We start from the raw sequence: 21939 nt of genomic DNA, 5'->3' as shown, positions 1-21939 counted from the left end.
CGGCGGCCCTGTCTGAATATGTTTCTTATAAATTCGCCAAAAGTGTCAAAATCACGTTGGTAAACCAAACCGAAGCCATTTACATATTGTGGTGCCAGCACGTCTGTAAGGCTGCTAAGCGTTACGTTATTTAATGCCCTGTATGAATACCGTGCCGTTAAGTTGCCATCACGGCGTATTTTATAGAGGGCTTCAAAGTCTTTGGTAAGGCTATTAAACTTCTGATTAAACAGGTTGCTGTTGTTATTATTGAAAATATCGTTTGAGCCGTTGTTACTAAATAAGCTTCCGTTAAATGACAAGCGACTATCGAAGAAACGCAGCGAAGCACTGGCCTCATTAAAGGAGCGGATATTTAAGTCGAAGTTTTTAATGTTTGATTGTGATATGAGGCTGTTAAGCTTGTTAAACGCAAACTCGCTCACCGCCTCACCGGCCGTACCCAGCACCTGGTTGGTTAAATTGTTACTGTTTGATGTAAAGTTACGGCGAACAATAATACTGATAGCCTGCTGGCTCCTGTTATTAGCATCGGCAAGGTAAGTAGAAAGGTCATCCTTAACCGATGGGTCGGTAGGAAAGTTAAAGTCAAAATCAATATTTGGCTGTAACAGGGATTTGGTAAGGATCAGCTCGGCCTGTACCAATGTTTGCTGCGATGAGGTAGGGGTTTGCAGGCCTGCCGCAGTATACAGCGGCGCTTTGCTGGTACGTACTTCATACAGGGCTTTAAGGTTGATCTCTGCATTTGCAGGGTTGCCAGTCCACCTGATGGTACCACCCTGGCTTACCGTAAAGTTTTTACTGATAAAGTTTTTGGCAGTAAACTCAAACTTACCCGACGATATCAAAAAGTCACCGTACATCTCAAAATCGCCCAGGCTGTTGATATTCAGTTTTAAATTACGGGCCACCCCGCTGCCTTCCAGCTGGCCGTAATCGGTAGCGATTTTTACAACGGTTTTTTCGTCGGCACTTAAATCAAAGTTTAGGGTAACACCATTAAATGCACGTACTTTAGGTGCAACTTTGGCGGTATCACTGTGACTTACAAACTTAATGAAATCGTAGTCGTTGGCGGTTGACGAGGTGTTGAGCGGGATATTAAATACGGTTCCGGCGTTAGTGCTGGCAGTAATATCAATTTTCATGTTATCAACCGGGCCGTTGAAGTTGAATGTGCCTGTGCCATAAGCCGTACCAAAATAAAGGTGATTGTCTTTAAACGTGGTATTTAGGGCCATCAGGTTGTCAGCTTTAAGGCTTACATTAATATCCGGGTTTGACAGGTTATTTAAATCCACGGTACCATTGGCGGTGCCGGTACCTTTATGAATGTCTTTAAGCACCATATCCTTAATGCTGATAACGCTGTTATTCACATCCAGCTTGTTATTAACGGTATATGCTGTTTTTAAATAGTTAACAGTAAGGCCGGTATTAACAAGGGTAACAGTGCCATTAAGTTGCGGGTTCGACGGTTTGCCGGTAAGCTTCAGATCGGTTGAAACATGCCCCTTTACGTTGGATACAAGATCTTTAATAAAAGGCTCAAATATGATGGCTTCGGTTTGGTTCATCTTGATATCAAAATCAAGGTTATCATCAGTTTCCTGGCCAAATGAATAGGTACCCCCGATGTTCATGGTTTCCAGCCCGCGGTTAATGATATTCATATTAATATCGGCCTGTTTACGATCGTTGCCAAGCGTGGTAACCAGTTTTACGTTGCCCACCAGCGTTTTATTCATGGTAAGTGAGTCAACGGTTAAGTGTGAGTCGATACCCGGAGATTTGAGTACCGAGGTCATTTTAATATCACCGTCCAGGTATCCTTTTAAATTTACGCCCGAGGTGCGCGTAAGCTGGTTAAACGTACGCATGTTAAACTTTTGGAACGAAAGTTTTAACTGATCGGCAGGGTTATCGGATATGAACCCATCGATAAATACCTTTTGCGGCCCGTTGGAGAGCTCAAAGCCTGATACCTGCGTTTTGCCATCCAGTAAGCGGATGCGCACTTGTTCCTGGATCTTCCATTTCTCTTTTTCCAGTATCACATCTGATGGAAGCAGTTTCAGTTTGGCTGTGGTATCCCGGCCAAATTCAACCAGGCCGTAAAGATCCAGCTGGTTAACAGCGTTTTTATCCGAGAGTTTAACGTTAAAGTTAAGGCTGTCATTCTTTAGGAAATTCGTGATGTTGATATCCTTGATAAAAAGGCTGTCGGTTAGGTCAATCCGTCTTAAGGATAAGTTGAGGCCCAGCAAACTCTCGGTAGTGTTTTCGTCGATAATGAAATCATGGAAAACTGTTTTGCCATATTTAAGCGTTTTGATATAGCCTGATAGCGTAGCCGTTTTCTTTTCCGAATTAAATTGTCCTACAAAAGTTCCTTGCTCCGGGATCTTCAGATCGGGCAGGAAGATTGCCGTAAGCGGATCGAGGTTTTTAAGGTTCAGCGTAAAATCAAATTCCTCCGGCTTAGGCGGTACTATAGTTGTTTTTATAGATGGGATATATTTTTTGACGATGGTTTTAAAGTATGAAGGCAGGGTTGCCAGATCATATTTACCCTTGATACTGCCATCGGCAAAATCAGATTTTAAGGCGATAGTGCGGTTATTGCCCGATCCTTCGGCCGATAAGTATAATGAGTCAACCACGTAATTATTCCGCGGATCAACAACCCTTGCCGGCGAAAATAGGACATTACCCTGTAGGTTGGCAAGGTCATTGCCCTTAAACTGGGTTTTAAGCAGTGTGGTGATAGTTAAAGTATCTTTTGTAAACCCCAACTTGTTTAAGTTTGCCTCTTTAATATCGGCAGTAAGATCATAAGTTGGCAGGGTAGGCCTGAGGTCAACTTTCCCTTTAAGGTCAAGTTTAACATTCCTGTCATTTATAGTAATGTGTGCGTTAGCCAGTTTATTAATAAAAGTACCGTTAAGGGTAAGTTTATTATAGGTGTAGCCGGAGTAGGTAACTGAAGCTATTCTGGCATCAATCTTTTCAGTAAGGCTTTTAAGCTGGTCGCCGCTGCCTGTAATAGTTGATGAAAATGTAGTGCGGCCCAGATCTTTTTCATCAATCAAGGTACCCATATCAAATGCATAGGTGTTTATCCTGCCGCTATAGCTTGGGCGGCTGTTTTTGTCAATTTTAAGATTGATATCTGAATCAAAGCGACCGAGTGCAGTTTTAAAAACACCATAGGCTACAAAGTCATTTTGCGAGCCGGTAAACCTGCCGGTAAAATTAAAATTGCCGAATTTGGACAGTATCGCCGGCGCTTTTTCTGTTGGAGTTCCCGAAAAATGACTGATCAGGTAATCCAGATCTTTTTTATTGGATGCAACCTGGTCAAATTTTAGTTCGAGGAAAGCGTTATCCCAATCGGTAAGGTTGTGCAGGTTAAAATCGCCTTTAACAAAAGTTGCCTCCCCGCCGGAAATAGTCACTTTTTTCGCCTTGAGGTTGTTCACATAACCTTTGGCCTGGCCATCGATACCCAGATCAAAGCTTACTTTTTTTAGCGCGCCGGTAAAGTAGGCGATATCTGACGACGAAATGCGCGACGATTTGAAGTTGGCATCCATGTGCACCTTATCTTCAAAATCGTCAAAGTCATCAAACGATTTAAACTTCATCCAGAAAAAATCCTTCAGATCCGATCTCGGTGTTTGAATAGCCAGGTGTTTCAGCAAGATCTGGTTGGTATCTATAGTAGCATCCGATACAAAGTGTTTTACTGTGAAACCGCTTTTTTCGTGCAGGCTCAGGCTTTTGATATTGCCTTTAAACAGGTGGTCCTTTAAATCCATACCCTGTATCTCGGTGCTGAAATGCTGAACGTCAAGATCATTAAAGTTAACGCCGGCTATCACCGTATCACGCAGGCTATTCTTGTACCTGAAATGGAAGTTATTAATGGCTATGGTGCCAAAGTTTAGCGTCCACGGTTTACTTGCGGGTGTTTTGGTGGTATCGCCCGAGTTAAAATAATCTATAATAAACTTAAGGTTGGTAGTGCTGTCCTTTTGTTTTTTGAGGTAGAAGGAGCCGTTATCCAGTTCGATATTGGCAAAGTTGATGGTGCGGCGTTTAATACTGCTGAAAAGATGGAAATCCTCAATATCAACAGCCAGTTTGGGAGTGCTTAGCAGTGTATCCTGCTTCTTATCTAAAATATAAAGCCCCTCAATTACTACCGAACTGAATGGCCTGATATAAAGGTATTGGATGCCAACCTTGGTATTGAGTTCACCGGCCAGATAAGCCGCCGCTTTTTTTGCCGCCCAGGTTTGTACCGGCTTAAACTGAAACGTGAGTAAAAGTATGCTCAATGTCAATAAAATGAACAATACCAGGCCCAGGAATATTTTGAGTACTTTTTTAATAACTTTGCGCCTTTAATTAGTGAGTTAGCGAATTAGTGAGTTAGTGAATTTTTCTCCATCCCTATACAATTATTAAGACGGATTAGTTTGCTTCTCATTAATAAATCACTAATTCACTAAATCAGTAAATCAATAATTAATAAATACGTGCCCGTAATTTTAGGAATCGAATCATCATGTGATGAAACCTCAGCTTCGGTTTGTGTTGATGGCGTGATCATGAGCAATGTTATTGCCAATCAAACCATACACGAGGCCTATGGAGGCGTTGTCCCGGAGTTAGCCTCAAGGGTTCATCAGCAAAATATTGTTCCGGCTGTTCAGCAGGCATTATTGAACGCAAAAGTAAGCAAAAATGATATTGATGCGGTAGCTTTTACACGCGGTCCGGGACTTTTAGGCTCTCTTTTAGTGGGAGTTTCATTTGCAAAGGCTTTTGCTTTAGCCAAAAACATCCCGCTTATTGATATCAACCATATGCAGGCCCATATCCTGGCCCATTTTATAGGCGATAAAAATCCTTCCTTCCCTTTTCTTTGCCTTACCGTATCAGGCGGGCACACTCAAATCGTGCTGGTGAAGGATTATTTTGATATGGAGATCATAGGCCAAACCCTTGATGATGCCGCCGGTGAAGCCATGGATAAAACCAGTAAAATTTTAGGACTGCCTTATCCCGGCGGACCGCTAATTGATAAATACGCCCGTCAGGGAAACCCGGATGCTTATAAGTTCCCGGAACCACAGATCCCGGCGTATGATTTTAGCTTTAGCGGTTTAAAAACATCTATCCTGTATTTTATCCGAGATAACGTAGCGCAGAACCCGGATTTTATCAGCCAGAATATGGCCGATATTTGTGCATCTGTTGAAAAACGGATCGCTACTATATTGCTTAACAAACTGCAAAAAGCTGCGCAGGCATATGGTATAAAAGATATAGCTTTGGCGGGTGGTGTATCGGCCAATACAGGTTTGAGGTTAGGCCTGCAGGCTATGACCGAAAAAAACGGATGGAACGCTTTTATTCCTAAAATGGAATACTGTACCGATAATGCCGCCATGATAGCCATAGCCGGTTATCACAAATACCTGAAAGGCGAATTTATAGGGCAGGATGTTGCCCCGATGGCAAGGATGGCTTTTTAGCCCCCCGGCCCCCTAAAGGGGGAGATATAGCGTAATAGCTTAAATATAAAATTACATATAAATATAATACATTAACATTCCCCCTTTAGGGGGTTAGGGGGCTTGGCATATGAACGCATCAGGATATATTTTTTACATTGTTTTTGTTATCCCATTAATAGCCGCTATGGTTTGGCTTATACGGCAGGATAAAAAAAAGGGAAAGATTGGGCTTATTGTGCTGGCTGCATTAGTAGTTGGCGTTTTGATTTATGTTTACCTTAACCGCGAAGCATTAAATGGTATAAGGCCGTAACATTGAACCTTACGGTTTTTACTCATTTGCTTTCATCTCTTCATATTCCCTGATCAGCTTTTTGGTAGCCCTTGCAAGGTAGGCTGTTATTAATAATTGCTTCAGATCAGCAGGCGATACAGTTTCAAGCCGTACCAGCATGTATTTATAATTTTGATAGTGCGGGGTAATGAAAAAGGTATGCGGATCAAGTGCCATCCATTTTTCGCGCTCGGTGGTGTGGATGGCCAGTAGCTCATCCTTTTCATGTACGTTGGCGAAGATCTTATCATTTACATAAAATGCAGGATGCTCAAAATGCATTTTATTGGTGACACCCGGCAATTGCAGCAAGGTGCTTTTCATAAACTGTAAAAAAATATGCATGTCGGTAGACATACTTAAAGTTAATAAGTTTTCTCCATGGCATGCAATAAAACAGTAATTTCGGGTACAAAACATATCGGCCATGAACAGCAATAATCTCCGGAACCTATACGGTAATATCGACATCTACTTGTTCGACCAGTTATTGAAAGGCCGTTTTGATAATTGCCAAACCGTACTTGATGCCGGCTGTGGCAGCGGACGTAACATAACCTATTTTTTGCAAAACGGCTTCAGTGTTTATGGCGTTGATCAAAGCGAACATGCTGTTGAACTATCCAAACGGCTCTCTGCCGATCTATGCGCTGATCATTCGCCAGATAATTTTAAACTGGGCGCTGTAGAATCCCTTCCGTTTGATGATGGTCAGTTTGACCTGGTAATTTGCAGTGCTGTACTACACTTCGCTAATGACGCCGAACATTTCGACAGTATGCTGCGATCATTATGGCGCGTGCTGAAACCCGGCGGTTATTTTTTTGCAAGACTGGCATCTGATATCGGTATTGAAACATTGGTACAGCCATTAGGTAATTACCGCTACATGCTGCCCGACGGCACCGAGCGTTTTTTGGTAAATGAAGAGATCCTGCTTGAATATACCCGCGAGCTGGGGGCACAGCTTTATGAACCTATAAAAACTACCAACGTACAAAACCTGCGTTGCATGACAACATGGTGCATGCAGAAGCAGTAATTTATAACCGCTTATTTTTTCTCTTTTTCTCCTCCGTCTACGTCATCTTCCAGTTCATCGATACAATGTCACTATGTATCGATACTCTACGTGTTAACGGCAATTTCGTCCGAAATATTTGCGTTAAGCCTACAATAACGGTTTAAACAACAATTATCATTAACGCTTAACACACCACCTTATGATTATTCTGCTTTGCGGTTTATCCGGATCAGGGAAAACTACCCTTGCTCAAAATGTTAAAATGCGGTTATCTGATACAGATATCCCTGTTGAAATTATTGATGCTGACGTATACCGTCAAAAGCTGTTCCCTAACCTGGGTTACACCAAGGAAGACCGTTTTGAAAATATCCGCAGGCTTGGTTTTATTGCCAGCAAATTATCCGGGCATGGCGTGGTAACTATCATCAGTGCTATAAACCCGTATGATGTGATCCGTCGCGAATTAATAGCAACTTATCCTGATGTGAAGCTGATACATATTGACTGCCCCGTTAAAACGCTCATGCAAAGGGATACCAAGGGACTTTATCAGCGCGCATTATTGCCAGAAGGGCATCCTGATAAAGTAACCAACTTAAGCGGTGTTAATGATCCATTCCAGATCCCGTCTTCGCCCGATTTGTATATCAATACCCATGTTACCAGGCTAACCGAAGCTACAGAAATGCTGACGGGTTTTATTTTTGATAACTATCAACAGGTGCAAACCAGGCAACTACAGGCAACCGGCCGTTATTAACCAAATCATGATCACTACAACAATCAAATTTATGCCCCGGCAAACATTAATTATTGCAGGCATGCACCGCTCCGGTACATCGCTTGTAACTAACTGGCTAAGCCGCTGCGGCCTGCAAATTGGAGAAAGTTTGTGCGGCAGCGGAACTGGCAATGTTGAAGGTCATTTTGAAGATCTTGAATTTTTAAAGCTGCACGAAGAGATCCTTGATCGCAATAGTCTTGAAAAATCAGGGCTCACCGATACTAAAGATATTGAAGTGCCGCTTTACCAGCTCGAAAAGATGAAAGCTGTTATTGGAATTAAACAGCAACTTTATGAGCAATGGGCCTGGAAAGATCCGCGTACCTGTCTGTTTTTAGATACCTATGCAAAGCTGCTGCCCGGTGCAAGGTACCTGGTAATTCTGCGTAATTATCAATCAGTGGTAAGCTCTTTGCTCAGGCGCGACTTTGCAGCAATCGATCAAAAATATATGGCCCGTAATTATATTCAGCGCCTGGCGTGGACTCATTTCAGGCGCTCTCGCAGGCTGAACGCATTTTACCATGATCATGCAGAAAACTTTTTAAAAGTGTGGATCAGTTACAACGAAGAGATCCTGAACACACTTAAAAAATTACATCCCGACAATTACCTCGTCATTAACTATTCACAGTTGCTTGAAAACGATAGTGAGGTTTTTTCATTTTTAACCGGTAAATGGCAGTTTGCACTCAACTACTTTGATTTTAAAGATGTGTACAAGCAGGAGTTGATGAACAAAGCCGATGATATCAGCGATTTTGTTACCGATAAAGTATTGCTGATAAAAGCGACTTACGTGCTTAAGCGCCTGGGAAGTTATATGCGGGGGAGTGAAAGCTTTCCGGGGAAGGAAGAGTAGTTTTAGCCGGAACAAAGCCGGACGCTTGGTATTCTGTTAAAAATTCGTTATATTATAGTATGAATATTATAACAGAATTTTACAAACAAGGGCTGGAACACTGGCCCAAAACGGGGCAGCATATCCTCGCCCACCAAACAGACGACGAAATAGTAGTTTACCAGGCTTACAAAAAAAGCATTGCCAGCTTTGCTGCCGAAAACCAGTTTTTAGGCGGAAATGAATACAGCTACAACCGAATGTCGTGGATTAAGCCTAACTTTTTATGGATGATGTACCGCTGTGGCTGGGCCGAAAAGGAAAATCAAGAGAGAGTGCTCGCTTTATGGATAAAGAAAAAGGATTTTGAGTCCGTTTTGAATGAAGCTGTAATTTCATCCTTTAATCTTCTATACCACAATAACCACGGACAATGGCGGGCCGAGCTTGACCAAAAAGAAGTACGCCTGCAATGGGACCCCGATCACGACCCTTACGGCCATAAGCAGGAACGCCGCGCTATACAGTTAGGTTTGAAAGGTGAGATACTTGAAAATTTCGGAAAAAAGCAAATTATCCGCATTGAGGATATTACCGATTTTGTTAAACAACAGAAATCTCTGCTGGATAACGGCGATCTTGATGAATTGCAGGTACCGGCTGAAAGGATTTACAGAACTACTGATGAAGCCTTGAATAAGCGCGTTGGGATGGATTGTTAATCGCATAATTATAAAGCATTCCTTTCTTTATTTTAAAATGGTATTTTTGTAATAAAATAATAGAAATGAAACTGTTAATTGACATTGCAGATGATAAAGCCGCCGGCTTCATTGAGATGATCAAATCTTATGCAAAGGTTAAGGCAACACCTATTTCTACGCCTGATGTGGAAACGCTTGATGAGATCAAGAAAATAAAAAAGGCCTTTAATGATGCGGGAAGGATTAAATCGGGTAAGCTTAAAGCCCGTCCTATCGAAGACTTATTGAATGAGCTATAAAATCTTAACCATTGCTCCCTTCGATAAGCAATTTAAGCGTCTCGCGAAAAAATACCCTTCACTAAAGCAGGAACTAATTGAGTTGATAACTACCTTGAAAGCTGAACCTTTGATTGGTTTTGCTCTTGGCAATGATTGCTATAAAATAAGGTTAGCCATTGCTTCCAAAGGCAAAGGAAAATCAGGAGGGGCAAGGGTTATCACTTATGTTGCCATAACTGATAAAGAGATATACCTGTTATCTATTTATGATAAATCCGAACAGGAAGATATGAGCGACAAAGAATTACTTAGATTGCTCGAACTGGTTAAATGATACCATTATCCCGGCGGCTAAGGATCAAATTATAAACCTCGTGAAACAACTCAAAATTAAATATGCACGCCGCCCGGCGATGATTGATGAGCTAAGCAAATTGTGATCATCATAAAATATTTTCCGTAATCGTTTTTGATCAGCATACATAGCTCATTATTAGTATGCTGTGTTAAATTCTAAAACCTTATTTGTAATTAATCTAAATAAATATACCTTTGCGCCGGAATCCGGGCGTGCTGGTCGCCAAAACTTCGTAGCCCGGATTAATTAATGCTGATCCTTTAATCAATTTATTATTTAAGTAAAATATGCATTTTACACTTACCCCTATGCGCGTTTTTGGCAAACCGGCCATACGAAACGTTTCTTTAAACTTTAATGTAGTATTCAAAATAGCTTTTAGCCTGATGATGGCGATGTTGTTATTAAATAACAATGTAACTGCGCAAACCGGCGCCGGAACTATAAAAGGTACAGTAAAAACATCTGATGGTAACCCTGCCGAGTTTGTGAATGTTGTTTTAACCAATACTAAGTTTGGCGCTACCGCCGGGCAAACCGGACATTTTACCATTAAAAATGTTCCGGCAGGAACATATACCATTGCCGCAAGCTTTATTGGCCTGCAAACTCAATCCAAAGAAATTACCGTTACCGCAGGCGAAACTATTACTGTAAACTTTGTTTTAACTGAAGGAGCAAAGGACCTGCAGGAGGTTTACGTAAAAAGTGCTAAACACAACAAATTCCTGAAAAAGGAAACGGAAGATGTTGCCCGCCTGCCTATAAAAAACCTGGAAAACCCGCAGGTTTATAGCGTGGTTACCAGCGAGCTGATGAAAGAACAGATAGTGACCAGCTATGTAGATGGTTTTAAAAATATTCCGGGTACGGGTGTGCCTTTAGTTTATAACAATGGTCGTACAACACTCTTGTCGAGAGGTTTTGTTACCGGTAACTTTATCCGTAACAGCGTTGCTGGCTATAATTTTAACAGTATCGACCCTGCTGATATTGAGAAGATAGAGGCTATTAAAGGTCCTACAGGTACACTGTTCAACAGCAGCCTTGCATCGTTTGGCGGTTTATTTAACCGCGTTACCAAACAACCCAATGAAACGCCGCGTACGGAAATTGCTTACCAAACAGGCAGCTTCGATCTTAACCGCCTTACTGCCGATGTTAACATGCCTTTAAATAAGGATAAAACGGTGCTGTTCCGCGTGAATGCTGCATTACACAACGAGCATAGTTTCCAGGATGCGGGTTTTAACCGCGGTTTTTTTGTTGCGCCAAGTATTACATACATTGTTAATGACCGTTTAACGGTTGATGTAGATCTTGAAGTTGGTAACTCCAATGCAACATCGGCATACAGGCTCGCCCCCGATGCCAAAGGGAAAATTTACAATGTTAAAGATTTGGGTATTGATTATAAACGCTCATTCGGTAACAACAGCGTCGATTACTTAAGCAGGCAGATTGACCTTTATTCGCTGATCAATTACAAAATTTCGGATAACTGGAAATCACAAACCATGTTTAACAAAACCTATTCATCTACCAAAGGTTACGTTACTCAGCTAAGCCTTGCCGATACTTTAATAAAGCAACAGGCTATCAACCAGGATTATCCTTACTATATTACCAATGTTCAGCAAAACTTTATCGGCGATTTCAAGATAGGCCATTTCCGTAACCGCATAGTTGCCGGTTTGGAATACTATAATCAAAGAAGTAACTGGACTAACTATACAGTTACCTTACCTGGTATCAGCTATAAAAACCCCGGAGCGGCTTACAATAATTTTAATGCCGATAAGATCTCGTCGCTTATTGCCGCTTTAGCGCCAAATGCCAACTCGTATGTGCAAAATAACCAAAGCTCATATGCGGCATATGTTTCGGATGTGTTTAACATTACCGAGAGATTAAACGCTATGGCCAGTATCAGGATAGACAGGTTCGTGAATAAAGGTGCTTATACCCCGGCTAATGGTAAAACAACAGGCAACTTTAGCCAAACGGCATTGTCGCCTAAATTTGGTTTGGTTTACCAGTTGGTGAAAGACCAGGTATCCTTATTTGGTAACTATATGAATGGCTTTAATAATGCTACCCCCACGGCCACCAGCTTTGATAATTCAACTTTTAAACCACAGTATGCCAATCAATGGGAGGGTGGTGTAAAGGTTGATGCATGGGATCATAAAATAAGTTCGACAGTTAGTTACTATAATATTAATGTAACCAATACCATCATGGACGATTTGGCCCATCCGGGGTTTATAACACAAGCGGGTACTCAATTAAGCAAGGGTATCGAGGCCGAAGTTATAGCCAATCCTTTTAGCGGATTTAACATTGTTGCAGGATTTGCCTATAACGATAGTAAAATTACCAAAGGCTCTGCTTTGGTAGAAGGTTTACGTCCGGCCAACTCAGGTCCGGCGCGATTGGCTAATTTATGGATGAGCTATCGCATCATGCACGGAAATGTTCAGGGCTTAGGTTTTGGTGTAGGCGGTAACTACGGCAGCGATTCATACCAAACCAATACACAAGCATTTAAATTTACCATACCATCATATACCACAGTTGATGCTACCGTATTTTACGACCGCCCTAAATATCGTTTAGGATTTAAGTTGGACAACCTGACCAACGAAAAATACTGGTCGTTCCGTTTGGCGCCTCAAAACCCAACCCGCGGAACTTTAAGTCTCAGCATTAAGTTTTAAGGATAACGGTACAATAACAGCAAAGGCTTACCTCATTTATGGGGTAAGCCTTTGCTGTAGATAGGCTATTTACAATGATCCACCATCAACGGCAAGTTTGGCGCCGTCAACAGCAAGGATCTGCCCGTTCAGGAACGGAGATTTATTTGAACCGATGAACACTATTGCCTGTGCTACTTCTTCAGGTAGTCCTAAACGTTTCATAGGTATACCTCGTTTCATTTTTTCCATACTATCATCCGTGCCACCTGTAAAGCGCGAAAGCATCCCTGTATCGGTTGGGCCCGGAGCAATAGCATTTACGCGGATGCCGGCAGTGGCACCTTCAAGCGCACCCGCCTTGGTGATCCCTTCAACAGCGTGTTTACTGGCAACATAAACAGAAGCCCCGGTGGCGGCCCTTTTGCCAAATGTTGATGAAATATTGACTATGCTGCCGTAGCCCTGAGCCAGCATTGTACGCATTTCGTATTTCATGCTCAGCAAGGTGCCAAGCACATTGGTGTCAAACGTAGCTGCGATACTTTCGGGTGTTTGATCAACTATAAGGCCAGGCTGACCTTCGGTACCGGCATTGTTGACTGCAATATCCAGCTTACCGAAACGGGCGACAATACCATCTATCAATGCTTTAATATCGGTTTCGTATCTTACATCTGCCTTTATAAATTCGGCCTCGGTGCCTAAATGACGAAGCTCTTCGGCCAAAGCCTGTCCCACTTCATTGTTGCGGCCTGATATCACTACTTTAGCCCCTTCCTGTGCAAAAGCTATGGCGGTTGCGCGACCTATACCGGTCAAAGCGCCGGTTACTAATACCACACTTTGATTAAGTGCAGTGTTATTTATTTCTGATTGAGTTTTCATGTGATTGATAATTAATTGTTGCTGTAGAAAGGATAATCGGTATAACCGCGTGCATCCCCTCCGTAAAATGTGTCCCTGTCATAAGGGTTAAGCGGCAGGTTTTCTTTTATCCTTTTAACCAGGTCGGGATTAGATATAAAATAGCGGCCAAAAGCAACCAGATCGGCATTGCCTTTTTTAATGATGTCCTCGGCATTATCAGGCTGAAAACCACCGGCCGAAATAATGTTGCCTTTAAAAATGGTCCTCAGGTTTTTGGATGCCACCGGCTCAAGTCCGTCCGCAACTTCGTAACTGCCATTGATGCGTGGTTCAATAATGTGCAGGTAAGCCAGCCCGAACTTGTTTAATTGTTCGGCAATGTAGCCGAAAAGAGCAATAGGGTCACTATCATGCATAGAGCCGAATGTTCCGCTCGGCCCCACACGCACACCTACGCGGTCGGCTCCATAAACAGAAACTATAGCTTCGGTTACTTCTAAAAGCAGGCGGGTCCTTTTTTCGATAGTGCCGCCATATTCATCTGTACGTTGGTTTGAGCCATCCTGTAAAAACTGGTCTATCAGGTAACCATTGGCGCCGTGCAGTTCCACACCGTCAAATCCGGCGGCAAGTGCACGCTCTGCACCTGAACGGAAATCGGCGACAATTGCCTTAATTTCTGCTATGGTAGCTTCGCGGTTAAGTGTTACAGGTACCCAGCCTTTAGGCGTGTAAACCACGTCATCATGGGGTATTACAGATGGGCCAATAGGCAGCCCGCCGTCTGGCTGCAAATCCACATGCGACTGGCGACCGCCATGCCACAATTGTAAAAAAATCTTGCCGCCCTTTTCGTGTACGGCGTTAACAATTTTTTCCCAGCCTTCGGCCTGTGCATCATTGTATATGCCCGGCGCTCCGTAATAACCCTGTCCGTTGGTTGACACTAAGGTGGCTTCGGCAATGATTAGGCCGCCTTCGGTTGCGCGCTGGCCGTAGTATTCGGCCATCAGATCGTTTGGAATACTGCCGGTAACTGTGCGCATGCGGGTAAGGGGAGCCATTACCACACGGTGACTTAGTTCATTTGCGCCAATTTTTATATTGCTGAATAATTTATTTTGAGATAATGCAGGGCTTTTATCGCCTCTTAAATCGCTTATCCCGTTAACTGAATTTTGCATTTTGCTTTGATTAAATTGATAATCAAAGTTCTGGTTAAACGGCCCGCAGAAAAATGAAGAATACCAAGAAATTCAGTTGAAGTTTTTCAACTTTTTTTAACCCGCTTATTGCGGATCTTACTTAAAAGTTCATGTGAAACACCCAAATATGAAGCCAACGCATATTGCGGAACGCGGGCGGCAACCAGCGGATATTTTTGCAGAAAGTTTTCATAACGCCCCGCAGCGTCGAGACTGATATCGGCCAGGATGCGCTTTTGGAGGTTGGCGTATCCGTTTTGGGCCAGGATACGGTAAAACTTTTCAAATTTGGGGATGGTGTTAAGCAGCAGCTGTTCATCATCGTAGGAGATCTGGATAAGTGTACTTGCTTCCAGCGCTTCCACAAAAAGTGTAGCCGGCTGCCTGAAAAAAAAGCTGTTAAAATCGGAGATCCACCAATCGTCAATACCAAAAGCTACGGTATGGTCCTGCCCTTCAGCATCTATAAGATAGGAGCGCAGCGCACCTTTAACCACATAGGTACGATGGTTGCACACAAAATCGGGCTGAACGATAAATTGTTTCTTCTTTACCTTCTTGATCCTTAAAAGTGAAATGTAAAAAGCCTCTTCTTCCGGCGTGAGCTGGATATGCCGCTTTACGTACGTTACTATTGCCGAAAAATCATCCATGGCTACTTTTAATAATTATTCAAAGCAAGGTATTTCAATTCCCGTTCTTGCATTACATTAATTACGGGCATCAGTGTGCTAACTGTCAAAGCTAACAACTTTGAGATAAACAATTAGCCGCTTCTGCTATGGTGTTTTAGTGCTACTAAAACTTTCATAGCTGAAATTTGTATTTCAACTATGAAAGCATTGGTTTTTGAGCAGGCAGGCAATGCCGCTGATGTGATACAACTGAAACACTTAGCCTACCCCAAGCCGGCTCCCGGCCAGTTACTCATCAGGGTAAAGGCCTGTCCTATACATCCGGCCGATCTGCTTTTTATTGAGGGGAAATATCGCTATCAACCTGTATTGCCCCAAATAGCCGGATTGGAAGGTGCCGGTTATGTTGAAGAAGCCGGGCATGACAGCATTATCCCCAAAGGAAGCCTGGTAGCTTTTAGTAAAATAGGGGCATGGGCACAATACGTAATTGTCGACGAGCAGGACGTAGTATTATTACCCGATACCTTCCCGATAGAAAAAGCCGCACAGCTATTACTCAACTCATATACCGCATATGGCTTAATACAGGAAGCAAAAGTTAAAAGCGGCGACTGGCTGCTGCTTACTGCAGGCCATTCTACCGTATCGCGCATAGTGATACAGCTTGCCGCCGAAAAGGGGATCTGCGTTATAGCCACCGTGCGCCATGAGGAACAAAAAAAAGAGTTGCTGGCTTTAAAAGCCGAACAAGTAATAGTTCCGGAACGCGGTACACTCAAACAAACAATTAACGAACTTACTAAAGGCAAAGGTATCAAAGCGGCACTTGATGCGGTTGGCGGTAAGCTGGCTACAGAAGTGATCTCATCATTATCGCCCGGAGGGCATCTTATTGCCTATGGATTGCTTGACCCTGAACCAACATCTTACTTAAATGCCGAGGTTGTTTTCAAGAACCTGGTCATTAAAGGTTTTGGCGTAAGGGGATATGTTGCCGGGCTTTCACACGAAGAAAAAACTCATATGATCAGTCATTTAGTACATTCCATTGGCCGGGCCGAATTTCAGCTCGCGGCATCTGCAACTTATACAGTCGACCAGTTTGCGCAGGCTTTTGCACATAATAAGAGCGGCAAGGTTTTATTTGAATTTTAACAGCAGTTTGTTGCATTACAATAGTTAAACAAATCGTAAATTTAGCATTAGGCGCACGGGTTTCGTACGTACAATAAATTGTTGTTATGAAAACTATATTAATACCTGTCGATTTTTCGGATACCAGTAACAATGCTGTCAAATATGCTGCAGATATGGGCTGTGATATGCCCGTTAAAAAAATTATCCTTCTGAAAAGCTATTATACATCGGTATATGAGCAGATCCTTCCCTCTCCTGATTTTTTACAGCTAAGTGCTGACGATTTTGAAAATGAGCGAAATAAAATAGAAGAACAACTGGTTGATCTGCGCAGGAAACTCAATAGCCGTTGCCATGAAAATATAGAGATTGAAACGGTGATAAGTACCGAGCCGATAATCAGGGCCATACACGATGTAATTGACGACCAGCGGCCCGACCTGATGATAGTTGGCGGCGATATAGGCGGTGAGTTTAGCATGATAGGCGAGCAGATCATTGAAATTGCCAAAAGCAGCCCGGTAAAAGTATTGATCATACCGGCCAATACAAGTTATCAGAAAATAGAAGAGGCATTGGTGCCATGTGATTTTGAAGCCGTTGCCCGTCTCGGCATTTTAAAAGGCCTGAACACTTCGCACAGTTGGCTTAATCCTAAATTGATGATCCTATATGTGGACCCGAAGAACAAACATATTGGCCGGGAGGCCGAATTTGAGGCATCGGTAAAACAATTGGTTAACTGTTATGAATGTAAGCTCCACTATTCGGACGATAAAAACATTGTACGGGGCATACTCAATTTTGCTGTAGAACAGCATGTGCAGCTGATCATTGCCCTGCCGGGCAAACACAGTTTTTTTTACAATTTAACCCATAGCAGCATTACCGAGGCTTTATCTTTAAATGCCAGGCACCCGGTATTGATACTCAAATAGTATTTGTAAAGATTTTATCATCTTGTAGTTTAAGTTGTTTGCAGTTGTTATGAATTGCCAATATTTACTGCAACTAAACTGATAAGTATGTATAAACTCAAAGTAATATCATCTACCGTACGTCCGGGCCGCAAAGGGCCTGCAATTGCCAAATGGATAACCCAGGCAGCCAATGATCATGGTTTTGATGCCGAAATGATTGATCTTGGTGAACTTAACCTTCCGCTGATGAACGAGCCCGTTCATCCCGCTCTTAAACAATACGAACATGAGCATACCAAACAATGGAGCGCTAAAATAGCAGAAGCCGATGCCTTTATTTTTGTAACTACTGAATACAATCACAGTTACCCTGCACCGCTTAAAAACGCTGTCGAATACCTGGTGCACGAATGGGCTTATAAGCCTGCAGGTATGGTAGGATATTCTATTGGCCCGTTTGCAGGTGCAAGGGCTATCCTGAGTTTAAAAGCTGATATGCTTGCCTTAAAGAACATTGCCCTTTCCGAAATGGTGAACATTCCCCAGTTAAACCAGTTTATGGATGAAGAAGGTAATTTTACTGCCGATGAAAGGCTTAATAACAACGCTAAAATTATGCTGGATCAATTGGTGCGCTGGACAAAAGGAATGAAAGCGATAAGAGAGGATAAATAATAACCGTATTAAAGATCATCAGAGCATCTCTTGCCTTAAAGGCAGGAGATTTTTTGTGTCGAAAACCACATCGCCCCAAAATAATCTTCTGATAACTTTGATATAACTTAAAATTTAACATTAAGGTAAAATTAAAGCTATAACTTTATCATAATGAAACCACAGCATAAACTTAAGTTCATCTTGTTTTTTGCGACGCTTATGTTTGTGGCCAAGCCTTTTATTGGTTTTGTTCAGTTTAACAGGCATAATCCTCCTCAAAAAATAAATATCTGCGCGCTGGAGAAGGCCTTTAGTAAACGTATGATCCAGTATAAGGATGGCAGTTTAACCAAAATGACAGCTATTCAAAGGCAATTAGCTGATCCTGGCGTTAAATATTGTGTAACTTTTTTGTTTTCGTTACTATCACTTTCTGCCTTGGTTTTGCTTGGTAGCAAGCGGTCAGTATTTCATAATCAAGAGGTTAAGAGATTGTTGTTCCTGCCGGCATATCTTCTTAACCGGCAAATTATTGTTTGATCGGTATTTCCTCTTTATCACACCCCCTGCCCGGCACAATTAAGTTGCCGCGATAATCGTTAGTTTTTTTGTCAACATACAGGCAAGGTCAATGGCTCTGCTGTATGTTTTAATTTTTACTTAACAGCATTGTTGTTGGGTATTATAATTCAATCAGGGATTATGCCACTTTCTTATTCATACACAAACTTTGATGATAACGATAAAGAGTTATCAAACTTTGCCAAGGCCCTGGCGCTTCCGGTAAGGGTTGCCATCATCAGGATCATTATTGAACATGATAATGTTGTAAAGCGCGAAATGCTTTACGAAATTCCATTCAATATCGAAACCATAAACAAACACGTGGCCGAGCTAAAAAACCTGGGCATCCTGAAAGTTTATGGGATAAAAGGTAATGTTAATTACAGCATAGATGAAAGTTTGTTCGATCAGATGGCTTACCGCTTTTCTTTATTGTTTAAAAGCGCCCGGCATTTGTTTGTGCAGCACATCAATACTAATTATGAGGCGGAAGAGGTTATGCCTGCCGCTAACATGACTAATGAAATGGCTCCGCTAAGTCATTTTGGGGCATTTATCGATCAATACAGAAACTCACTTAATATCACACAGCAAGTACTGGCCGAAAAACTTGGAGTAGAAACAGCTTGCTTAAACCAGGTGGAAAAAGGCGAAATAGCTTTTAACCCCGAAAAGCTGATGCTGCTTGCTAATGCTTTCGGTATAGCCCCAACGGTGCTAAAACGCGAATATTACAGTTACCGCATTGCCGAGCTTGTTGACGAAAGCGGTTGCAATGAATCGTTACTGGATAGTGCTAAAGAAAAGATCCACCAAATTCACGCCGGGTAAAATAGTTTGGTTAACAATGATTTAATGGCGCGGTTAAGCCATCATAAAACCTTTCTGCGTATATTTAGTTAAGTAGTCATTTATAAATAGCATACTTAATTAAACGCATGGAAAATTTTACAATGCTGCAGTTTTTTGAATGGTATTACCCCGCCGGAGGCAGATTGTGGAATCAGTTAAAAAATGATGCAGAAAACCTGAAGAAAAAAGGGATCGATTCGGTATGGCTTCCGCCGGCTTATAAAGCGGCGAGCGGAGGTTACTCTGCCGGTTACGATGTTTACGATATTTATGACCTTGGCGAGTTTGATCAAAAAGGTACGATAGCCACAAAATACGGTACCAGGCAAGAATACCTCGACGCCATAGCAGCGGCGCAAAAAGCACAATTAAAGGTTTACGTTGATGTGGTGCTCAACCATATGGGAGGTGCCGATGAAATTGAAAAGGTGAACGCCCGCAAGGTCGACCCCGCAAATCGCAACGAGTTTATTAGCGAAGTGTACGAAATTGGGGCTTACACCAAATTCACTTTTCCCGGTCGCAAAGGCAAATACTCTAAATTTATATGGGACTGGCAATGCTTTTCGGGTATCGATTATGATGCCTATAAAAAGGAAACTGCTATATTCAGTATCCAAAACCAGTATGGCGAGGGTTGGGAGGATGTTCTTGACGATGAAAACGGCAACTATGACTACCTCATGCTTTCGGACATTGACACCCGCAACCCAAGCGTGAGGGAGGAGTTGAAGAATTGGGGGAAATGGTATTTTGAAACGGCAAAGTTTAACGGCTTCAGGCTTGACGCCATTAAACATATGGATCACGGCTTTTATAATGAATGGCTTGATTACATGCGCAACGAGTTTAATCACGAGTTTTTTACCGTTGGCGAGTACTGGGCTTTTGATTTACCCAAGCTGTTAAAATACATTGAGGCTACTGAAGGCCGCATGTCGCTTTTTGATGCCCCGCTACATGATAACATTCACCTGGCCTCAAAAGCAGGCAAGGATTATGATCTCACTACCATTTTTGATAATACGCTGGTTAGCGCCGATCCTGAACATGCCGTTACCCTGGTTGAAAACCACGATACCCAGCCGCTGCAATCGTTAGAGCAGCCGGTGGATGCCTGGTTTAAACCACTTGGCTATGCGCTGATCCTGCTGCGCGAGGCTGGCTATCCCTGTGTTTTTTATGCCGATATGTATGGTGCAAAATATACCGACAAGGGCGGCGATGGTGAGGAATATGAAATTGAATTGCCCGTAGTTGCCGAGTTGGAAACCATGCTTTACGTACGGAAAAATATGGCTTATGGTACCCAGCGCGATTATTTTGACCATCCTAATTGTATAGGATGGACCCGCGAAGGTGATACTGATCACGAAGATTCAGGTTGTGCCGTGGTAATTTCAAACAGTGAGGATGGATATAAGGAAATGGAAATAGGGGCAGGGCATGCAGGCAAAGTATTTGTTGATTACCTTAACAAGCACGATGGCGAAGAAGTAGTGATCACTGCCGATGGCTGGGCCGAATTTAAAGTTAAAGCAGGCTCTGTTTCGGTTTGGGGAATTAAGAAGTAATTTGCATTAAACAGGGCTAACATTTTATACATTTGTTAGCCCCGTAATATATATAGCTATGAAATACGAAGAAGTTCCCCTTGTAAATAATGAGGCCATCCACAATTTTGAATTGATCATAGAAGGCCACCGCGCTTTTATCGACTATAAAAAGAAAGACGATAAAATTTATCTCATCCATACCGAAGTGCCGGTTGAGCTGGAAGGTAAAGGTGTAGCATCGGCCATAGTTGAAAAAGCATTCAACTATATCGAACAGAATAACCTGAAACTGGTACCGCTTTGTGTTTACGTAGCATCGTACCTGAAACGTCATCCCGAGTGGTCCCGTATATTAGCCATAGCGCCCGGTCACTAAACAAATGCGCGTTTTAGTAACAGGATCATCTGGCCGGTTGGGCGCAGTTACAGTTAATCACCTGCGGGCCTTTGGGCATCAGGTTACTGGTATTGATATCATCCCGGCCGCGACTACTGATGAGCTGATCGATATCTTAAATAAAGAGGCTGTTTTGGCTCTTACTAATAATACCGATGCAATTATTCATACTGCGGCCATCCATGGTAAACATTATGAACTTAATTATCCCCGTGAGGCTTTTATCGATGTAAATATTTATGGTACGCTTAATTTGCTCAATGCCTGTATAGCGAACGGTGTATCCAAACTATTATATACAAGCACTACATCTATTTATGGTGATGCGATGGTTGATAATGATAAAGCTGTTTGGGTTAATGAAGCGCTGGGGATTAAGCCGCGCGACATCTACGATATTACCAAGCAAACTGCTGAACAGCTTTGTAAAGATTTCTTTTACCGCGAAGGGTTGCAGACATCCGTTTACCGGGTTGGCCGTTTCCTACCCGAAACAGATAACCTTAAATTAAACCATCGCCTGTACCGCGGTCTTGACGAACGCGATGGTGCCGAGGGGTTACGTTTAGCGTTAGACCAAACTT

At 42.5% G+C, this 21939-nt stretch carries 22 protein-coding genes; 17 read left to right on the top strand and 5 right to left on the bottom strand.

Translation table 11 applies throughout. From position 1 onward, the window contains the following. Window positions 1-4346: translocation/assembly module TamB domain-containing protein (locus tag VF500_RS19835; RefSeq protein WP_330861340.1), on the bottom strand; the 4346-nt coding region annotated here is incomplete at its 3' end. A 201-nt stretch (window positions 4347-4547) separates the two neighbouring features. Here VF500_RS19835 and tsaD point away from each other — a divergent pair. Together tsaD and VF500_RS19825 are read left to right on the top strand one after the other, a co-directional pair. Then, window positions 4548-5549 (top strand): tRNA (adenosine(37)-N6)-threonylcarbamoyltransferase complex transferase subunit TsaD, encoded by a 1002-nt coding sequence (gene tsaD, locus VF500_RS19830; protein WP_330861339.1) that lies wholly within the window; start codon window positions 4548-4550, stop codon window positions 5547-5549. A gap of 109 nt (window positions 5550-5658) precedes the next feature. Beyond that, a complete protein-coding gene (locus tag VF500_RS19825) occupies window positions 5659-5844 on the top strand; it encodes a hypothetical protein (protein WP_110583984.1) in 186 nt (61 codons plus the stop codon). 18 nt (window positions 5845-5862) lie between these two features. Here the strand turns inward: VF500_RS19825 and VF500_RS19820 are convergent, their stop codons facing one another. Next, window positions 5863-6189 (bottom strand): MmcQ/YjbR family DNA-binding protein, encoded by a 327-nt coding sequence (locus VF500_RS19820; protein WP_330861338.1) that lies wholly within the window; start codon window positions 6187-6189, stop codon window positions 5863-5865. A gap of 103 nt (window positions 6190-6292) precedes the next feature. Between VF500_RS19820 and VF500_RS19815 the strand changes: the two genes are divergently transcribed. The 7 genes from VF500_RS19815 to VF500_RS19785 all read left to right on the top strand — a co-directional run bounded on the left by VF500_RS19815 (window position 6293) and on the right by VF500_RS19785 (window position 12580). Further along, window positions 6293-6907, top strand: a complete 615-nt coding sequence (locus tag VF500_RS19815) for a class I SAM-dependent methyltransferase (RefSeq protein ID WP_330861337.1) — start codon at window positions 6293-6295, stop codon at window positions 6905-6907. Between the two features lie 181 nt (window positions 6908-7088). Beyond that, on the top strand, window positions 7089-7652 hold the full coding sequence (locus tag VF500_RS19810) for an adenylyl-sulfate kinase (RefSeq protein ID WP_330861336.1): 564 nt from the start codon (window positions 7089-7091) through the stop codon (window positions 7650-7652). 7 nt (window positions 7653-7659) lie between these two features. Further along, window positions 7660-8538 (top strand): sulfotransferase, encoded by an 879-nt coding sequence (locus VF500_RS19805; RefSeq protein WP_330861335.1) that lies wholly within the window; start codon window positions 7660-7662, stop codon window positions 8536-8538. Window positions 8539-8597: 59 nt separating this feature from the next. Then, window positions 8598-9239, top strand: coding sequence for a DUF4291 domain-containing protein (locus VF500_RS19800; protein ID WP_330861334.1), 642 nt, complete (start codon window positions 8598-8600; stop codon window positions 9237-9239). A 65-nt stretch (window positions 9240-9304) separates the two neighbouring features. Beyond that, entirely contained in the window at window positions 9305-9520 is a 216-nt protein-coding gene (locus VF500_RS19795) for a hypothetical protein (protein ID WP_330861333.1), read from the top strand. Further along, complete coding sequence (locus VF500_RS19790; RefSeq protein WP_330861332.1) at window positions 9510-9836, top strand: type II toxin-antitoxin system RelE/ParE family toxin; 327 nt, start codon at window positions 9510-9512, stop codon at window positions 9834-9836. Before VF500_RS19795 ends, VF500_RS19790 begins: the two co-directional genes overlap by 11 nt. A 311-nt stretch (window positions 9837-10147) precedes the next feature. Next, window positions 10148-12580, top strand: coding sequence for a TonB-dependent receptor (locus VF500_RS19785; protein ID WP_330861331.1), 2433 nt, complete (start codon window positions 10148-10150; stop codon window positions 12578-12580). A gap of 69 nt (window positions 12581-12649) precedes the next feature. Here VF500_RS19785 and VF500_RS19780 read toward each other — a convergent pair whose 3' ends face one another. From VF500_RS19780 to VF500_RS19770, 3 genes are all read right to left on the bottom strand, one after another. Then, a complete protein-coding gene (locus tag VF500_RS19780; protein ID WP_330861330.1) occupies window positions 12650-13447 on the bottom strand; it encodes a glucose 1-dehydrogenase in 798 nt (265 codons plus the stop codon). 11 nt (window positions 13448-13458) lie between these two features. Next, the gene (locus tag VF500_RS19775) at window positions 13459-14613 is read right to left on the bottom strand and encodes an alkene reductase (RefSeq protein ID WP_330861329.1); all 1155 of its coding nucleotides are present in this window, start codon (window positions 14611-14613) and stop codon (window positions 13459-13461) included. 86 nt (window positions 14614-14699) lie between these two features. Further along, a complete protein-coding gene (locus VF500_RS19770) occupies window positions 14700-15287 on the bottom strand; it encodes a Crp/Fnr family transcriptional regulator (protein WP_330861328.1) in 588 nt (195 codons plus the stop codon). 180 nt (window positions 15288-15467) lie between these two features. Between VF500_RS19770 and VF500_RS19765 the strand changes: the two genes are divergently transcribed. The 8 genes from VF500_RS19765 to VF500_RS19730 all read left to right on the top strand — a co-directional run. Continuing rightward, window positions 15468-16427: a zinc-dependent alcohol dehydrogenase family protein gene (locus VF500_RS19765; RefSeq protein WP_330861327.1), complete on the top strand. Its 960-nt coding sequence runs from the start codon at window positions 15468-15470 to the stop codon at window positions 16425-16427. Window positions 16428-16513: 86 nt separating this feature from the next. After that, complete coding sequence (locus VF500_RS19760; protein ID WP_330861326.1) at window positions 16514-17347, top strand: universal stress protein; 834 nt, start codon at window positions 16514-16516, stop codon at window positions 17345-17347. A gap of 87 nt (window positions 17348-17434) precedes the next feature. Then, on the top strand, window positions 17435-18004 hold the full coding sequence (locus VF500_RS19755) for an NAD(P)H-dependent oxidoreductase (RefSeq protein WP_330861325.1): 570 nt from the start codon (window positions 17435-17437) through the stop codon (window positions 18002-18004). Window positions 18005-18157: 153 nt separating this feature from the next. Next, window positions 18158-18526 (top strand): hypothetical protein, encoded by a 369-nt coding sequence (locus VF500_RS19750; protein ID WP_330861324.1) that lies wholly within the window; start codon window positions 18158-18160, stop codon window positions 18524-18526. A gap of 162 nt (window positions 18527-18688) precedes the next feature. Next, the gene (locus VF500_RS19745; RefSeq protein ID WP_330861323.1) at window positions 18689-19381 is read left to right on the top strand and encodes a helix-turn-helix transcriptional regulator; all 693 of its coding nucleotides are present in this window, start codon (window positions 18689-18691) and stop codon (window positions 19379-19381) included. 107 nt (window positions 19382-19488) lie between these two features. Further along, a complete protein-coding gene (locus tag VF500_RS19740) occupies window positions 19489-20976 on the top strand; it encodes an alpha-amylase (protein ID WP_330861322.1) in 1488 nt (495 codons plus the stop codon). Window positions 20977-21034: 58 nt separating this feature from the next. After that, window positions 21035-21334, top strand: coding sequence for a GNAT family N-acetyltransferase (locus VF500_RS19735; protein ID WP_330861321.1), 300 nt, complete (start codon window positions 21035-21037; stop codon window positions 21332-21334). 4 nt (window positions 21335-21338) lie between these two features. Next, window positions 21339-21939: NAD(P)-dependent oxidoreductase (locus VF500_RS19730; protein WP_330861320.1), on the top strand; the 601-nt coding region annotated here is incomplete at its 3' end.

It is taken from the genome of Mucilaginibacter sp., from assembly GCF_036383575.1.
Taxonomy (GTDB): domain Bacteria; phylum Bacteroidota; class Bacteroidia; order Sphingobacteriales; family Sphingobacteriaceae; genus Mucilaginibacter.
The sequence above is the reverse complement of the archived record's forward strand: the minus strand, read 5'-3'. Positions and strand labels throughout refer to the sequence as shown.

Bases quoted from the DNA above. Each gene is read 5' to 3' on its own strand.
- VF500_RS19825 (WP_110583984.1), top strand. From the start codon at position 5,659: ATGAACGCATCAGGATATATTTTTTACATTGTTTTTGTTATCCCATTA.
- VF500_RS19820 (WP_330861338.1), bottom strand. From the start codon at position 6,189: ATGAAAAGCACCTTGCTGCAATTGCCGGGTGTCACCAATAAAATGCAT.
- VF500_RS19815 (WP_330861337.1), top strand. From the start codon at position 6,293: ATGAACAGCAATAATCTCCGGAACCTATACGGTAATATCGACATCTAC.
- VF500_RS19810 (WP_330861336.1), top strand. From the start codon at position 7,089: ATGATTATTCTGCTTTGCGGTTTATCCGGATCAGGGAAAACTACCCTT.
- VF500_RS19805 (WP_330861335.1), top strand. From the start codon at position 7,660: ATGATCACTACAACAATCAAATTTATGCCCCGGCAAACATTAATTATT.
- VF500_RS19800 (WP_330861334.1), top strand. From the start codon at position 8,598: ATGAATATTATAACAGAATTTTACAAACAAGGGCTGGAACACTGGCCC.
- VF500_RS19795 (WP_330861333.1), top strand. From the start codon at position 9,305: ATGAAACTGTTAATTGACATTGCAGATGATAAAGCCGCCGGCTTCATT.
- VF500_RS19790 (WP_330861332.1), top strand. From the start codon at position 9,510: ATGAGCTATAAAATCTTAACCATTGCTCCCTTCGATAAGCAATTTAAG.
- VF500_RS19785 (WP_330861331.1), top strand. From the start codon at position 10,148: ATGCATTTTACACTTACCCCTATGCGCGTTTTTGGCAAACCGGCCATA.
- VF500_RS19780 (WP_330861330.1), bottom strand. From the start codon at position 13,447: ATGAAAACTCAATCAGAAATAAATAACACTGCACTTAATCAAAGTGTG.
- VF500_RS19775 (WP_330861329.1), bottom strand. From the start codon at position 14,613: ATGCAAAATTCAGTTAACGGGATAAGCGATTTAAGAGGCGATAAAAGC.
- VF500_RS19770 (WP_330861328.1), bottom strand. From the start codon at position 15,287: ATGGATGATTTTTCGGCAATAGTAACGTACGTAAAGCGGCATATCCAG.
- VF500_RS19765 (WP_330861327.1), top strand. From the start codon at position 15,468: ATGAAAGCATTGGTTTTTGAGCAGGCAGGCAATGCCGCTGATGTGATA.
- VF500_RS19760 (WP_330861326.1), top strand. From the start codon at position 16,514: ATGAAAACTATATTAATACCTGTCGATTTTTCGGATACCAGTAACAAT.
- VF500_RS19755 (WP_330861325.1), top strand. From the start codon at position 17,435: ATGTATAAACTCAAAGTAATATCATCTACCGTACGTCCGGGCCGCAAA.
- VF500_RS19750 (WP_330861324.1), top strand. From the start codon at position 18,158: ATGAAACCACAGCATAAACTTAAGTTCATCTTGTTTTTTGCGACGCTT.
- VF500_RS19745 (WP_330861323.1), top strand. From the start codon at position 18,689: ATGCCACTTTCTTATTCATACACAAACTTTGATGATAACGATAAAGAG.
- VF500_RS19740 (WP_330861322.1), top strand. From the start codon at position 19,489: ATGGAAAATTTTACAATGCTGCAGTTTTTTGAATGGTATTACCCCGCC.
- VF500_RS19735 (WP_330861321.1), top strand. From the start codon at position 21,035: ATGAAATACGAAGAAGTTCCCCTTGTAAATAATGAGGCCATCCACAAT.